The sequence below is a fragment of the Niveispirillum fermenti genome (assembly GCF_052474395.1).
Genome location: NZ_CP156681.1, coordinates 33,372 through 47,782 on the forward strand (window position 1 = coordinate 33,372; position 14,411 = coordinate 47,782).

Below are 14,411 nucleotides of genomic sequence, written 5' to 3' on the forward strand. Positions count from 1 at the left end.
CCGCGGGGAGGGGTGTTCGCGTTGCAGCAGGGTCTTTGCGTGGCGGAAGCTGGTTGTGCCCGGACGGTATCAGCGCTCGTCGGCAAGGTTCCGGTAGCGGGCCAGCGCCTGGGTACGGTTCTGGGCATGCAGCTTGCGATAGATGTTGCGCAGGTGGAATTTCACCGTCGCCTCGCTGAGGCCCAGCCTGTAGGCCGTCACCTTGTTGGGATGGCCCTCGCCCATGAATAGCATGATCTGGCGTTCCCGTTCGGTCAGCGGGTCGCGCTCGTCGGCGGCAGGCAGCGGGACGGGGCCCCGGCTGGCCGACAGCTTGGCCGGCACGACCCAGGCCGACAGGTCGGGCAGAAGGCTGCCCAGCCCGTCCGCCGCCTCCAGGAACAGGGCCGCGGGCAGGCCATGCGGGCAGGCGGCCCGGGCCGCCGCGACATGGTCGGCCGCACCCGCCACATCCCCCTGGCGCTGGGCCCGCCGGGCCAGCAGGATTTCAAGCTGCGCGCGGCAGCGGTCGACATCCAGCGCATCGATCCGGGCGCGGGCGATGGCGGCAAGCCGGGTGAACTGCGCATCATCATCCAGCGCATCGGCCAGCCGCAGGCCCGCCAGCAGCCCGCTCCCCTGTTCCTGCCAGGTGAAGGTGCCATCGGCACCATCCAGGAAAGCGGCATCGGGCAGCCCCATGGCCGTGCCCATCGCCCGGGCACGCCCAATCTCGCCGGCACGGATGGCGATCTCCAGGCCCATCAGCCGCATGTGCCAATCCATACGCCGGGATTCCAGCCTTTTCGCCACCTCCAGCCCGTAGGAGGCGATACCCCGCGCCTCCTGTCCGCGTCCCTGGGCCAATGCGGCGCGCGCCGCCTGGAGATGGCTCCATATCTGGATCTCGCTCCAGCTTTCCACGGCACCGACGGTGCCGACCAGTGCCGTGAAGTCGGTCAGCGTGTCCGGCCGGCCCAGTTCGAACAGCAGTCCGGCCCGCAGCATCCCCGTCATGGCCCGCAGCCGCTGGTCATCGGGGAAGAAGATGCGCGTCATGCGCTCGCCCAGGCTGATCTCGGCCAGCGCCTGGTCCAGGTCGTTGCGCCAGAACCGGGTCAGCGCCTGATGCACATGCATGAAGACGCAGCCATAGACGCCTTCCGTCTCGGCATAATCGGCACCCGCCGCATCGATCAGACGCTGCGCCTCGCCCATATCGCCGTGGCAGAACCGGTCCCAGGACAGCAGCACATGCACCTGCGCGCGCATGTCATGGTCGCTTTCCGGTGTGTCATCCAGGTGGCGGCGCAGGGCGGGCGCCGTGGCGGCGCTGGACGTCCTTTCCCGGAAGCCGGCGACGAACGCCTCCGCCAGGATCAGCGGCCCGCCCACGGCCGGGTCATCCGCGCCGTCCCCAGCCAGCATGCGCTTGGCCTTGTCCAGGCAGGCGCCGGCCGCCTCTGCGTCGCCCTCATGCGCATGGATCACGGCCAGCGACAATAGCGTCGCCGGGCTGTCGGCATCACGGGCCAGCCCGATGGATGCCAGCATGCGATGGACTTCCGACACGCCCTGTTGCGTCACCAGGCTGGTCTGGCCCACCCGTTCCAGCAGGACCGACGCCTGTTCACGGTCACCGGCCGCGACAGCGTGGCGCAGCGCCTCCATGTGCCGTCCCCGCTGGGCGAACCAGAGCGCGGCGCGGCGGTGCAGCCCGGCATGGTCGGCATCCTCCATCCAGGCCAGCCGGCGTTCCAGGAACCGGCGCAGCATCTCCGGGAAATAGAATTCCTGCGTGCCGCGATGCCGCAGCAGCAGCCCTTCCACATGATGCAGCCGCTCGATCACCGCCGTCGCGTGGCGGCCCAGCAGCGCGGTGGCCAGCGACAGGTCGAACCGCTCCACGACGACCAGCCGGCTCATCGCGTCACGCAATTGTTCGGGCAGGTTGTCCAGCACCTCGGCCCGATAATATTCGTGCAGTTGCTCCTGCCAGTTCTCCGCCCCCACCATGTCACGGGGCAATTCATCCATGACCCGCCGGGCAAAGCCGACGGCCACGGCCTCGCCGCTGGTCTCCAGATGCAGGCGGCGGGTGTAAAGCTCGGGCACATCCTCGTCGAAGGCCGCCCGGGTTTCCAGGGGCGTCAGGTTGAGATCGGACGGCCCGATCTCGAACAACTGGTCGCGGGCCCGCAGGCTGCCCAGTTGGATGACCGGGCGCACGCGGCTGGCGATCACCAGCCGCGTGCTGGCCGCGTGCTGCAGGAAGCCCGCGACGATCTGGCCGATCGCCTCTCCATCCATGCATTCATACTGATCGATGACGATCAGCGGCCGTTCGCCCGACCGGTTGCAGATGGTGGCCAGCCGCTGGGCCAGTTGTGCTGTGCCCGCGGAATCGGCCTGACCGGCCAGCGCCCTCACCCCCTCCGCAATGCGGACACAACCCGCACGCTGAAGCGCCAGCGCCAGCCCCCGCAGCAGATGCGCCAGGTCGCGGTCGGCCGCATCCACCGTCAGCCAGGCGACGGGCCGGTCCATCTGCTGCGCCACCTCGAACCATTGGGTCAGAAGGGTGGTCTTGCCCGACCCCGCGGGACCGCGGACGATGCAAAGTTGCTTCAGCAGGCTGGCTTCGGTCAGGTGCCGCAGCAGGTCCTTGCGCAGGACACGGTGGCCCGCGGCGTGGCGCGGCGCATACCGGTAAGGCAGACCGATATCCGCCCCGTCGGCGGACAATTCATCTTCCCCAACCGCGACCTGTTCCGCCAAACGACGCTCTCCCGTCCGTCAGCAGCTCCATCCGTATTCCAGGCTGTCACGATCCCGGCACGGCCGCAACCGCCAGATCACCCCAGCCGAAAAAGTCGATGGACACGCGCCATTCCCCCGCAACGCGCCGCCAGATGATGATATAGCGCACGGCCAGCACCGGGGCCGCCGGGTCGCGCGGGGTGACCGTCGCCTCGCTCAGTTCATAGGCAAGGTCACCGGCCGCGTAGACATCCACCTGATGCAACCGGCAGGCAGCGTTGACCTTCATCAGTTCCGCAAACATGGCGGTGATCGCCGCCCGCCCCGACAGCATGGGGCTGTCGGGCATGATGACGCGCGGGGTGTCGGTATAATAGTTCGCCACCAGCCGGGCGGCATCGCCGCTGGCGAAATCCGCCTCGAACAGGTCGCTGCGGGCGCGGATGATGGCGGCGATGTCCGATGGCGTCACAGACGCGCAGGCCAGCCGGGTGGCAACGGCATCCAGCACACCACTCTCCATTTCCTGCCATTGCCGCCGGAAATCCTCATCCTCCACGGTCACACCCGCAAATTCGCAGCGGATGATCACGGTGCAGGCATCCGGACCGGCCGCCGTGACCCGCACATGGCCGGTATAGTCGGTCACAGGCAGGCCGCCGCCATCGATGATGCGGTAGCCATAGCCCATGCCCGGCTCGTCCAGCCATTCCAGCCTTTCGCGGATCGTGTCGCCGGTGGCCAGATGCAGCCGCTTGGTGGCGCCCACCGCCATGTCCGCCTGCTCGAAGCTGACAGTCTCGAACAGGCTGCCCCCGGCCAGGCGGGCCATGCCCCGCCATGACACAAGATCCCAGACCGCCGATGCCGGGGCATCGAAACGGCGCACCACGCGGGCCTGGCCCATGGTCGCTCTCCCTGTTGGTTTTGGCTTTCATGTCCGGACCGGCCCGCGGCAGGCGGCACCCGCCGCGGGCCGGGACATCAGAAGTCGAACCGCGCCTTGATGCCGATGCGGCGGCCCGGGGCAGCGGCGGAGAAATTGCCGGCGGCCCCGCTCCACTCCATGGCCACATATTCAAGGATGTAATCCTCCTTGAACAGGTTCTCCGCATAAGCCGTGACCGACAGCGCATCGTAATCCAGGGTCAATCGGGCATTGACCAGGCTGATCGCGGAACGCCGGGCCTGATTGTCGATCTCCCAGTAATAACGCCCACCGGACCCGTTCCATTCCAGCCGCGGGGTCAGCGTCGCCTCGTCCGTCAGGTCGAAGGCGTACTGCGCCGACAGCGCATAGGACAGGCCCGCCACCTGCGGCAGCTTGTTGCCGGTGAAATCGCCCGCCACGGGCAGGCCGGCGAACACATCGGTGCGATAGCTGACGATCTTGCTGTCGGTCAGCCCGATGGAGGCGGACAGGTCCAGCCCGCGCAGGGGCCGTGCCGTCATCTCCAGCTCGGCGCCATAGACCTCTGCCTTGGGAATGGGATTGGCCAGTGTCTGGGCGGAATTGATCAGGTCCAGGATATAGACCTGCCGGTCAGTGATCCGCGTATAGAAGGCTGCACCGTTCAAGACCATGCGCCGGTCCATCAGGCTGGTCTTGAAACCCGCCTCGTAGTTCCAGTTCTCTTCCTTGTCATAGACGCGGGTGATACGCTCCTGGGGGTTGAACCCGCCGCTGCGGAACCCCTTGCCGACGGTCGCATAGACCATCTGGTCGGCTTCGAAGAAATAGGACAGCGACAATTTGGGCTGCCAGGACCGGAAGGTCTGATCATATTCCGGGTTGCCCGCGGCGACCAGATCGGTCTGGTGCCGGTCGTCGACGTCATAGCGCAGGGCACCCGTCACCTCCAGTCCGCTGTCGAACCGATAGGAAAGCTGCCCGAACCCGGCATAGGCCTTGTTGCGGTCGCGCGCCGCCGTGCGCGCCAGCAGCAGGGGGGCCATCGATGACGGCAGTCCCAGGGCGGGCAACAGGTCCGCCCCGCCGCTGATCTTCGTGTCCAGGGTCTGGCGGCTGCGCAGATAATAGACCCCGCCCAGCCATTTGAACGGGCCGCCGTCATTGGAAGTGAGGCGCAGTTCCTGGCTGAAATTTCTGGTCTTCAGCGACTGTTCGGCAATGGTCAGGGACAGGGGTGTGAAATCCAGATCCTCATCAATGAAGGAACTGACCTTGGACAGCGCCGTAACGGATGTCAGGGTGACGCCGGGAAGCTCGATGTCCAGCTTGGCCGAGGCGTCGTTCAGGACCCGGTCGGCCCAACTGGCGCGATCGCCGGCATAGGGCAGCGGCCGGTCGATATCGTCACCGGGTGTGATCAGGCCGTAATAGGCGGCACCGGCCCTGGTATCCAGCCGGGCATAGCGCAGATCCAGCGTCACATCCTCCAACGGGCGGGCCAGAAGACCGGCCCGGACGTTCCGGTCCTCCTGCCAATCGGCCTTGTCGTGACCCGGTGTCATCAGGCTGTCGACCTGGCCGTCGAAATCGCGGGCCGACCCGGCGATACGGAACAGCAGCCGTTCCGGGATGATGGGGCCGCTCAGGCTGGCGCTGACCCGCTTGTCGTTGGCCGTGCCGTAGCCGGCCTGCACGAAGCCCTCGAACGTGTCGGTGGGCTGGCGGGTGACGATGTTGATGGCGCCGCCAATGGCGTTGCGGCCATAGACCGCCCCTTGCGGCCCCTTCAACACTTCGATCCTTTCGATATCGAACAGGTCCTGCGTGATCTGGCTGGCATTGCTGGCCTGTACCCCGTCGATCACCACGGCAACGGGGCTCTCGCCGTTGCGGGCCTGGCCCACACCGCGGATATTGATCATGGCCACGCCGGGCTGCTGGGCCTCGACGATGGAAACGTTGGGCACCAGGACGGCCATATCCTTCACGTTCTGGATATTGGCGCTTTCGATGCTCGCGGCAGAGAAGGAGGTGATGCTGTCGGGGATGTCCTGCAGGCGCTCCATGCGCTTGCGGGCTGTGACGATCACCTCCTCCAGCATCAGCCCCGATGCGCCCGGTTCCTCCTGTGCGACGGCCGGCATGGCGGCGGTCAGTGCCAGCGGTGACCCCGCCAGCAGAGCGGCCAGGATGATCCGGCGATGATGATGGCGTGATTGGCTCTGGCCCTTTGCCAAGGCAGACATGCGTGTCCTCTTCATTCCCAGTTGAAGCGCCCTGTAACCTGTTCGGATATCGCCGGCTTCCGCCCTTATCGGGTACCGGCCAAATTGTTGCGATGCCGAAGGTAGCGCGGGGATGCCGGCCGACTCACCCTATCTTTACGGCGGAACTGTCCCGCCCCGTCCTGCCCGTCCGAACGGCTAGGTGCGGCCCGGGGCGGGGTTGTGGCAACAGGGGCGGGCCGGTGCGGCGGGGCCGGAAAACAGCCCCGCCACCGGTCCCCCCGGCAATGCAGGAGGTCGTGCGGCCATGCCCCGTCTGATCGTCACCACACTGGACGGCAAGGACCTGTCCATCGATATCGAAGAGGGAGCAACCCTGATGGAAGGGCTGCGCGCCCAGGGGGTCGATGGGCTGGATGCCCTGTGCGGCGGCTGCTGTTCCTGCGCCACCTGCCATGTCCATGTCGATCCGGCCTATGCCGGCCACATGCCGCCGATGAGCGCCGACGAGAACGACCTGCTGGACAGTTGCAGTGGACGCCGGGCCACGTCCCGCCTGTCCTGCCAGATCCCGGTCATCGCCCCGCTGGACGGCATGCGCGTCACCATCGCCACCGACTGACGGGGCCGGCGGCGGGTGGTGAGACCGCAATCCGGGTAGGCCTGCTGGCCGGAAGCCGGGTGGGCCGATACTCTTGGCGCCGTGTCAAACGGTCCGGCGATGACGCGGCCGGCGCAGGAGGATTTCCGATGAAGCTTTACGATCTGGCGTGGGGCCCCTGGCCCCGGCGCGTGACCATCTACATCAAGGAAAAGGGGATCGGGGGCATCGACATCGTGCCCATGAGCTATGGCGATCAGCGCGACCCCGCGATGCTGGCCAAGAACCCGCTCAGCTATATCCCCGTGCTGGAACTGGATGACGGCACCTGCCTGTTCGACAGTCTGGCCATCATCGAATATCTGGAAGAACGCTTCCCCAGCCCGAATTTCATCGGGAAGACGGCCATAGACCGGCAGCGGATGCGGGCCTTCATGCATCTGTGCAACGAGTTCTTCCATCGCTGCATGCCCTATTATGCCAACACCCTGCCGCAATTCGCCCGGCTGCTGACCCAGAGTGCGGAGACGGCAGCCTTCATCAAGCCGTTCCTGGACCGGTCCATCGCCAGCATGGAAATGCTGGCCGATGATACGGGGCCGTTCCTGATGGGGGCCGAAATCTCCACCGCCGATTGCGCGCTTTACCCGATGGTCCATCACAATGCCGAGAATTACGGCGACCATTTCCTGACCGACGCACATCCCAAGCTGAAGCGCTGGGCGGCCATGTTCGCGCAACGGCCCAGCGCCGCCTGCCCGCTGCGCGACGATGGCCTGCGGGAAGTGGATTTCACGCCGGAACCCGGCAAGCGCTATTGGTGGATGAAGGACCAGGACGCCTGACCGGCCGGTCTGACCCGGCAGACGGATGCCGGGTCAGACCGTGCCGTCGGGATGGAAGACATAACCGGCCCCGCGCACGGTCCGGATATGGCCGGGATGCGACGGGTTGACTTCAAGCTTGCGCCGCAGCCGGGCGATACGGACATCGATGGCCCGGTCGAACGGGTCACCCTTGCGGATATGGGACAGGTGCAGCAACTGCTCCCGCGTCAGGATACGGTGCGGACGCTGGGCCATGGCCAGCAGAAGGTCAAACTCCATGGCGGTCAGTTCCACCACCCGCTGTTCGGGCAGGTGGACCAGCACCCGTTCGTCCCGTTTCAGCAGCCAGGAGCCGAAACGGATATGCAGGTCGCCGGCCGGTGCCATGGTGACGGTCGTCCGCGCCCGCCGCAGCACGGCCCGGACCCGTGACAGAAGCTCCCCCAGGTCGAACGGCTTGCAGACATAATCGTCCGCCCCCAGGTCCAGCCCCATGGAACGGTCACGCGGGCTGGTGGCGCCCGTCACGATGATGATGGGGGGCGCCCCCTGCGGCCGGTCGCGCAGATGCTGCATCACCTCGTAGCCACTGGCATCAGGCAGCCCGATATCCAGGATGACGAGATCGGGTTCCGTGCCCGCCTCCAGGTGCCGCCGGAACTCCCCCCAGGTGCCGGCGGATTGGACCAGAAACCCCTGTCCACTCAGGAATTCGGCCAGAAGCGCCCGCAGATCGGTTTCATCCTCCACGACCGCGATCGTCCGAATCCCATCCATATCGGTAACCCCTGGCAGCGGCGGGCATGGTTAATTCCGGCGCATTTAGGGGGCATCCGCCCAGGGCGTCAATCGTATGCTGTCCAAACAACCCGGAAAAGCAACAGGCCCGCCGGGTGGGCGGGCCTGTAGACCGGGAATGTTTTCATGCTGCGCCGGGATGGCCCGTCAGGCGGACGGCGGCAATGTCAGGCAGCCCTGCCCGGACTTGGACAGTTGGGCGCAGGCGCGGCGCGCCGTCGTCTCGTCCAGCCCGGTCAGGCGGGCACGGTACAGCTTGCCCTTGGCCGTGGAGACTTCCATCAATTGCGGGGTGGCGCTGTCGAGCAGGGTGCCGGTGCGCTGGGTGGCCTGATTGACGGCGCGCTGGCTGGCGGCCTTGTCGTTGAAGGCGCCAACCTGGATGGACCAGCCGCCCAGGGCCGCCTTGCGCGACGGCGGGGCCGCAACGGTCGCGGCATTGGCCGTGCCGATGATGCTGTCGGACACCGCCGCGACGACACCCTCCGGCGCGGTCTTGCGCTGCTTGGGCTTGGGCGACTGGGTGCTGGCGACCAGCATCGGCGCCTCGCGCTTGCCCTCGAACGCATCGTCGAGCAGGCGGGCCATGTGGTTGTCGCGCCAGGCGCCGGTCTGCCCGCCGAACACGATGCCGATCAGGCGGCGCCCGTCCCGCACGGCCGACGACGCCAGATTGAAGCCGGAGGCGCGGATATAGCCCGTCTTCAGGCCGTCCATCCCGTCATACCGCGCCATCAGCCGGTTATGGCTGGTATGGACCACACCCTTGTAGGTGAAGCTGCGGGTCGAGAAATAATGGTAATATTTGGCATGATCATAGATCAGGCTCTGCGCCAGACGGGCGAAGTCGCGTGCCGTGGAGAGCTGACCGGCATTGGGCAGGCCGGAGGCATTGCGGAAAGTGGTCCGCGACATGCCGAGCTTGCGCGCCCGCTCGGTCATCAGCCGGGCGAATTCCGTCTCGGTGCCGCCGACGGCCTCGGCCAGGACGACGGCACAATCATTGGCCGATTTGGTGACCAGCGCACGGATGCACTGTTCCGTCGTGATCCTGTCCCCCGGCACCAGGCCCAGCTTGCTGGGTTCCATGCTGGACGCATGACGGGAGACAGGGAGTTGCTGGTTCAGGCGCAGCTTGCCGCTGTCCAGCGCGTCGAAGACCATGTGCAGGGTCATCATCTTCGTCATGCTGGCCGGGAAGTTGCGAGTGTCGGCACTGGCTTCGTGCAGCACCTCCCCCGTCTTGGCGTCGATGATGATGGAGGCGTATTTCGCCAGGGCGGCGACAGGGGCGGCGACGGCCAGAAGGGCCGCCATGACCAGGGCTGTCGCCATCCGCTTCGGAGAGGTCACCGAACGCCGCCAGATCGTCGTCAATGCCATGCCCCACTCCCCATCAAAAAGGCGTTGCCGCCCGGCCCATCGTCTCGCTTGGCAGTCAAGCTAAAGGCGATGATTATCAATGTCTAGCGGGAAGTCGTTAAGAAAATGCCTTTACCAGTGGCCAATTATCGCCCCATTTCAACGACCTGTACCATCGACATACCCGGATAGGATTGGCTTTATGCGGCGGCGCTGGGCCGGGTGGCGATTTCGGCCATCCAGCGTTTCACATGGGGCAGCCCGTCATCCAGCGACAGGCCGCACAAGCGGGGAAAGAAGGACAGTGTGGTGAAGGCCGTGATGTCCGCGATCGTGAATCGGTCGCCCGCCACGAAGGCCGTTCGCGACAGGTCGGCGTCAAGGGTCGCCAGACGCGCCTGTGCCTGCGGTCTTTGCACCTCGGCATAGGCGGGGACCTGCTGTTCCAGGGCCGCCATCTTCGGATGGGTGTGGCGGAAGGTGGCGGCAAACGGCAGCAGCAGTTCGAATTCCATCCGCCGCTGCCACATGGCGATAACCGCCCGCTCCTTCGCATCGCGCCCCATCAGGTTGGGATCAGGATACAGTTCCTCTAAATAGCCGCAGATGGCCACGCTTTCGCTGATGACCGTGCCATCATCCAGTTCCAGGGCCGGCACACGCGCACTGGGCACGCGCCTGCGATAGTCGGGGGCCAGATGTTCACCCCTGCCCAGCGTTACCGGCACACGTTCAACCTCTACCCCCTTTTCGGCCAGGAACATCCGCACACGGCGCGGCGTTGGGGCGATGGCATCGTCGAACAGGCGCATGGCGCTTTTCTCCCGGAAAATCCCTGTGCCGCATCATGCCGATGCCCTCGCAATCCGCCAATGGCCGAAATATGGCGCCCCTGCTGGAATCTGGCGGAAGGAAGGTGATTTCGTGACATCGTCACCGGCCCTGGAACTTGATCCCCGACCCTTTGTTTTACCCCTGAAGCCGGCCTGAACGGGCTGGCGCTCAAATTCCAAGGAGGGACACATGTCGAAGATCAAGTCTGCGCTGGTCGCCACCGTCGCCATCCTCGCCATCCCGGCCATGGCCCATGCCGCCAAGGAAAAGGCCGTCAACAACATGAGCGATGTCGGCCGCGAGGCCGTGGCCATGTATGACAAGCTGGAAGGTCACAAGGCCATGGCGATGGCCGATGACGGGGCCGTCGGCTACAGCTCGGGCGTGGATGTGGGCGAGGCCCGTATCGCCGCCCTGGCTCGCTGCGCCGAGGTGACGCGCGACACCTGCCGCGTCGTGTCGGTCGATGGCCAGGCCGTTACCGCCGGCACGACGCTGGGCGAGGTAGCCCGCAGCCATGCCGATGCGGCCGACCTGCGCGGCGAAGTGGTCGCCGACTATGAGAAGGCCGCGGGCGCCAAGGCCCTGGCCATGTCCGAGGACGGCGCCTTCGGCTGGGTGGTCCGTGAAACCGAGGAAGAGGCCCGCGCCGCCGCGTTGCAGCAGTGCGAGCTGCAGGGTAGCGGCTGTACCCTCCAGGCCTCCGCCCCGGCCGGCACGGCCGTCAACTAAGGCCAAAGGCCCGTTCCAGCGGGGCCGGGCGGGAAGTTCCCGCCCGGCCCTGTTTATTTTTATCCGTCCGCGCGCTAAGCCTGTTTCCTGAACCGGGTGATGTCCCGGATGTCATGGACCCAGGGGAGACAGGACCATGCAGCGCATCGGTGTGATCGGGGCGGGAGCCTGGGGCACGGCATTGGCCATGGCGGCGGCCCGGGCGGGCCGGGACGTCGTTCTCCAGGCACGCGAGACAGAGGTGGTGGAGGCCGTCAACAACCGGCATGAGAACAGCCTGTTCCTGCCCGGTATCCCGCTGGACCCTGCCATCCGCGCCACCGGCAGCCTGTCGGAGGCCGCGGATGCCGACGCCTTGCTTCTGGTCACCCCGGCCCAGCACCTGCGCGCGGCTTGCCGGGCGCTGCGGTCCGATTTGAAGCCGGGCGTGCCGGTCATCATCTGTGCCAAGGGCATCGAGATCGAAACCGGCAGCCTGATGAGCGAGGCGGCAGGCGCCGAGCTGGGCGACCAGCCGCTGGCCGTGCTGTCGGGCCCCACCTTCGCGGCGGAGGTGGCAAGGGGCCTGCCCACGGCCGTGACGCTGGCCATCGCGGACAGCGAACAGGGCCAGGCGTTGCTGACGGCCTTGGGCGGGCGCACCTTCCGCCCCTATCTGTCCGACGATCTGGTCGGCGCGCAGGTGGGGGGTGCGGTCAAGAATGTCCTGGCCATCGCCTGCGGCATCGTGCATGGCCGCAATCTGGGCGATAATGCCCGCGCCGCGCTGATCACGCGGGGCCTGGCCGAGATCGCCCGGCTGGGCGCCCGGCTGGGCGCGCGGGCGGAAACCCTGATGGGCCTGTCGGGGCTGGGCGACCTGACGCTAACCTGTTCCTCCCTGCAATCGCGCAATATGTCGCTGGGTGCGGCCCTGGGCCAGGGCCGCAGCCTGGACGACGTGCTGGGCGAACGCCGGTCTGTGGCCGAGGGCGTGTTCACGGCCCGTGCCGTGACACGGCTGGCCGCCGACAAGGGGGTGGACATGCCGCTGTGCCAGGCCGTGGATGCCGTGCTGAACCATGGGGCCGACCTGGACGATATCATCGATGCATTGATGACCCGGCCGTTCAAGGCGGAAACGGTCTGATCCCGGCGGTCTTCGACATCTTACCTTATTGCACCTTCGACGGCCCCCGTCCCGCGGCGGCCCAGCCGGCCCTATCGCCCCGACGGCGGGCGTGGGGTCGGCCGCCAGTCGGGCGGCGCCAGCTCGAACGATGCGAACTCAAACCCCGGCACCACGGTGCAGCCGACCAATGTCCAGGCACCCAGGCTGACCGCCGTCTGCCAGTGCCCTGCCGGAACAATGATCTGCGGTCGCTGTCCCGCCGCAAGGTCGCTGCCCAGATGGTGGGCGGCGGCGTCATGGCCGTTGGGGGACATGGTCAGGACCAGGGGCGCACCGGCATGGAAATGCCATATCTCGTCGGCGTCCAGCACGCGGTGCCAGTGCGAATATTCGCCCGCCTGCAACAGGAAGTAGATCGCCGTATGTGCCGACCGTCCACCCGCCGGGGCATCTGCACGGAAGGTTTCCACATAATGGCCGCCTTCCGGATGGGGCTTCATGCCCAGCAGATCGATAATCTGCTTTGGCTTCATCGAATAGAGCATGTTCATTCCGTTGGCGGAAGCGTAGCCAGGAAGCTTTGTCGTTTCGATGCCGATTCAAACCAGTGGGCCAACCCCGGCCGGCCGGTGCGCCAGGGTTCATGGGCAAAGCGGAAATCCATGTACCCCATGGCCGACAGGATGGCGAGGCCCCCCACCGTGGGACTGTCCGGTTCGGGCAGGTCGCCGGCCTCCACCTCCAGCCGGTCAAAGGCGCGGAAGATGGCCGCGCGCTGGCGGCTGTCCCATTCCGCGGAGCGCAGGGCGGCGGGGCGGAGCCCTTCCAGCCGCCGCAGCACGGCCGCGTCGCAGATGCCATCGCCCAGCGCCTGCTGGCGCAGCACCATCCAGCGGACCGGGCCGGTGGCGGGGATCAGCTTGCGGCCGGCATGAAGGCTGTCCAGATATTCCGCGATCACCGGACTGTCGAACAGCACCATGCCATCATCGGTCAGCAGCGTCGGTATTTTCGACAACGGGTTTTCACGCACGATGGCACTGTCGGGCGACCAGACATCGATCGGCGACAGTTCGATCCGGTCGGCCAGCCCGACCTCGTGCGCCACCATCAGCACCTTGCGCACGAAGGGGGACGACTGGCTGTAACGCAGCTTCATGGGAGCATTCCGTCATGGCAGGGATAAAGGGAGGGGATCAGCCCCGGAACTCGTCCTTCGCCGTGCGAATGGCGGCGAAGACCGTGGCCGCCGGGGCGCCGGACAGACCGAAATGGGCGGCAAGGCCAGGATCATCGGCCCGCAGGAACGGGTTGGCGGCCAATTCGTCCGACAGGCGGGACGGAATGGTCGGCAAGCCCCTGGCCCGCAGCGCCGCCACCTCCTCCCCCCTGGCCTTCAGGGCGATATTGTCGGGATCGATGGACAGGGCGAAGCGGACATTGCCGGCGGTATATTCATGGCCGCAATGGATGCGCGTGTCCCCAGGCAGGGCGCGCAGCTTGCCCAGGCTGTCCCACATCTGTTCCGGCGTGCCTTCGAAAAGCCGCCCACAGCCCAGCGAGAACAGCGTGTCCCCGCTGAACAGCAGGCGCGCCTGCTCGAAATAGAAAGCGCAATGGCCGCGTGTGTGGCCGGGCGTATCGAACACATGTACGGTCTGCCCGCCCAGCGCGAAGCTGTCGCCGTCGCCATAGACGGCATCCATCTCCGCGATGCGGTCGATTTCCGCCCGGGGGCCGATCAGCGTGGCATGACTGCCGGCGCGCAGGTCCGGAATGCCGCCAATATGGTCACCATGATGATGGGTGGCCAGGATATGGGTCAGGCGCCAGCCCCGCTCGGCCAGGAACGCGCGAACGGGTGCCGCCTCTCCGGGATCGACCACTGTGGTCAGTCCATGTTCCGCATCATGGATGATGTGGATGTAATTGTCGGTCAATGCCGGAACGACATGCACCTCGACCATCGGACCGCCCCTTTCTCAATGCCTGTACCGGCAGGGTTTTCACGTCATCAGGTTGGGATCATCCCATCCGCCGTCACCAGCAGCAAAGCCTCCATCCTGGCCTGCGTGATCAACATGCGGGACCGAACGGGCCGTTATTGCGACGGCAAGGTCCTTCCTGTCCATGGCCGACCTTGCCGGATGGGTTGCTACGGGATCAGAGTGGGGGGTGGTACCCTCCCCCGTCAACCACGCCCTGGACGCTTGACCAGGAGGATTCCGGGCGGAGCCGGCGCCGCTGCTCACGGCAGGGGCCGTGCGGC

13 protein-coding genes are annotated in these 14,411 nt (G+C 66.5%); 4 read left to right on the forward strand and 9 right to left on the reverse strand.

Annotated elements, in window-relative coordinates; genetic code table 11:
* Positions 1–69: 69 nt before the first annotated feature.
* The 3 genes from ABC728_RS11595 to ABC728_RS11605 form a co-directional block, all read right to left on the reverse strand.
* Complete coding sequence (locus ABC728_RS11595) at positions 70–2,757, reverse strand: LuxR C-terminal-related transcriptional regulator (protein WP_416618259.1); 2,688 nt, start codon at positions 2,755–2,757, stop codon at positions 70–72.
* Positions 2,758–2,803: 46 nt separating this feature from the next.
* Positions 2,804–3,646: an SRPBCC family protein gene (locus tag ABC728_RS11600; RefSeq protein ID WP_416618258.1), complete on the reverse strand. Its 843-nt coding sequence runs from the start codon at positions 3,644–3,646 to the stop codon at positions 2,804–2,806.
* Positions 3,647–3,723: 77 nt separating this feature from the next.
* The gene (locus ABC728_RS11605) at positions 3,724–5,898 is read right to left on the reverse strand and encodes a TonB-dependent receptor (protein WP_416618257.1); all 2,175 of its coding nucleotides are present in this window, start codon (positions 5,896–5,898) and stop codon (positions 3,724–3,726) included.
* Between the two features lie 286 nt (positions 5,899–6,184).
* Here ABC728_RS11605 and ABC728_RS11610 point away from each other — a divergent pair, with 286 nt between their 5' ends.
* Together ABC728_RS11610 and ABC728_RS11615 are read left to right on the forward strand one after the other, a co-directional pair.
* Positions 6,185–6,499: a 2Fe-2S iron-sulfur cluster-binding protein gene (locus tag ABC728_RS11610; protein ID WP_416618256.1), complete on the forward strand. Its 315-nt coding sequence runs from the start codon at positions 6,185–6,187 to the stop codon at positions 6,497–6,499.
* A gap of 128 nt (positions 6,500–6,627) precedes the next feature.
* Positions 6,628–7,323: a glutathione S-transferase family protein gene (locus ABC728_RS11615; RefSeq protein ID WP_416618255.1), complete on the forward strand. Its 696-nt coding sequence runs from the start codon at positions 6,628–6,630 to the stop codon at positions 7,321–7,323.
* Positions 7,324–7,356: 33 nt separating this feature from the next.
* Here the strand turns inward: ABC728_RS11615 and ABC728_RS11620 are convergent, their stop codons facing one another.
* From ABC728_RS11620 to ABC728_RS11630, 3 genes are all read right to left on the reverse strand, one after another.
* The gene (locus ABC728_RS11620) at positions 7,357–8,082 is read right to left on the reverse strand and encodes a response regulator transcription factor (protein ID WP_416618254.1); all 726 of its coding nucleotides are present in this window, start codon (positions 8,080–8,082) and stop codon (positions 7,357–7,359) included.
* Positions 8,083–8,250: 168 nt separating this feature from the next.
* Positions 8,251–9,486 (reverse strand): serine hydrolase, encoded by a 1,236-nt coding sequence (locus ABC728_RS11625; RefSeq protein WP_416618253.1) that lies wholly within the window; start codon positions 9,484–9,486, stop codon positions 8,251–8,253.
* Positions 9,487–9,665: 179 nt separating this feature from the next.
* A complete protein-coding gene (locus tag ABC728_RS11630) occupies positions 9,666–10,277 on the reverse strand; it encodes a glutathione S-transferase family protein (protein ID WP_416618252.1) in 612 nt (203 codons plus the stop codon).
* Positions 10,278–10,488: 211 nt separating this feature from the next.
* On the opposite strand from ABC728_RS11630, the gene ABC728_RS11635 reads away from it, so the two are divergent.
* Together ABC728_RS11635 and ABC728_RS11640 are read left to right on the forward strand one after the other, a co-directional pair.
* On the forward strand, positions 10,489–11,031 hold the full coding sequence (locus ABC728_RS11635) for a hypothetical protein (RefSeq protein ID WP_416618251.1): 543 nt from the start codon (positions 10,489–10,491) through the stop codon (positions 11,029–11,031).
* A gap of 136 nt (positions 11,032–11,167) precedes the next feature.
* Positions 11,168–12,160: an NAD(P)H-dependent glycerol-3-phosphate dehydrogenase gene (locus tag ABC728_RS11640; protein ID WP_416618250.1), complete on the forward strand. Its 993-nt coding sequence runs from the start codon at positions 11,168–11,170 to the stop codon at positions 12,158–12,160.
* Positions 12,161–12,231: 71 nt separating this feature from the next.
* Here the strand turns inward: ABC728_RS11640 and ABC728_RS11645 are convergent, their stop codons facing one another.
* The 3 genes from ABC728_RS11645 to gloB are packed head-to-tail and all read right to left on the reverse strand — an operon-like array spanning position 12,232 to position 14,109.
* A complete protein-coding gene (locus ABC728_RS11645; RefSeq protein WP_416618249.1) occupies positions 12,232–12,687 on the reverse strand; it encodes a cupin domain-containing protein in 456 nt (151 codons plus the stop codon).
* A 2-nt stretch (positions 12,688–12,689) separates the two neighbouring features.
* On the reverse strand, positions 12,690–13,301 hold the full coding sequence (locus tag ABC728_RS11650; RefSeq protein ID WP_416618248.1) for a glutathione S-transferase N-terminal domain-containing protein: 612 nt from the start codon (positions 13,299–13,301) through the stop codon (positions 12,690–12,692).
* A gap of 37 nt (positions 13,302–13,338) precedes the next feature.
* Positions 13,339–14,109 (reverse strand): hydroxyacylglutathione hydrolase, encoded by a 771-nt coding sequence (gene gloB / locus ABC728_RS11655; RefSeq protein ID WP_416618247.1) that lies wholly within the window; start codon positions 14,107–14,109, stop codon positions 13,339–13,341.
* Positions 14,110–14,411 lie beyond the last annotated feature (302 nt).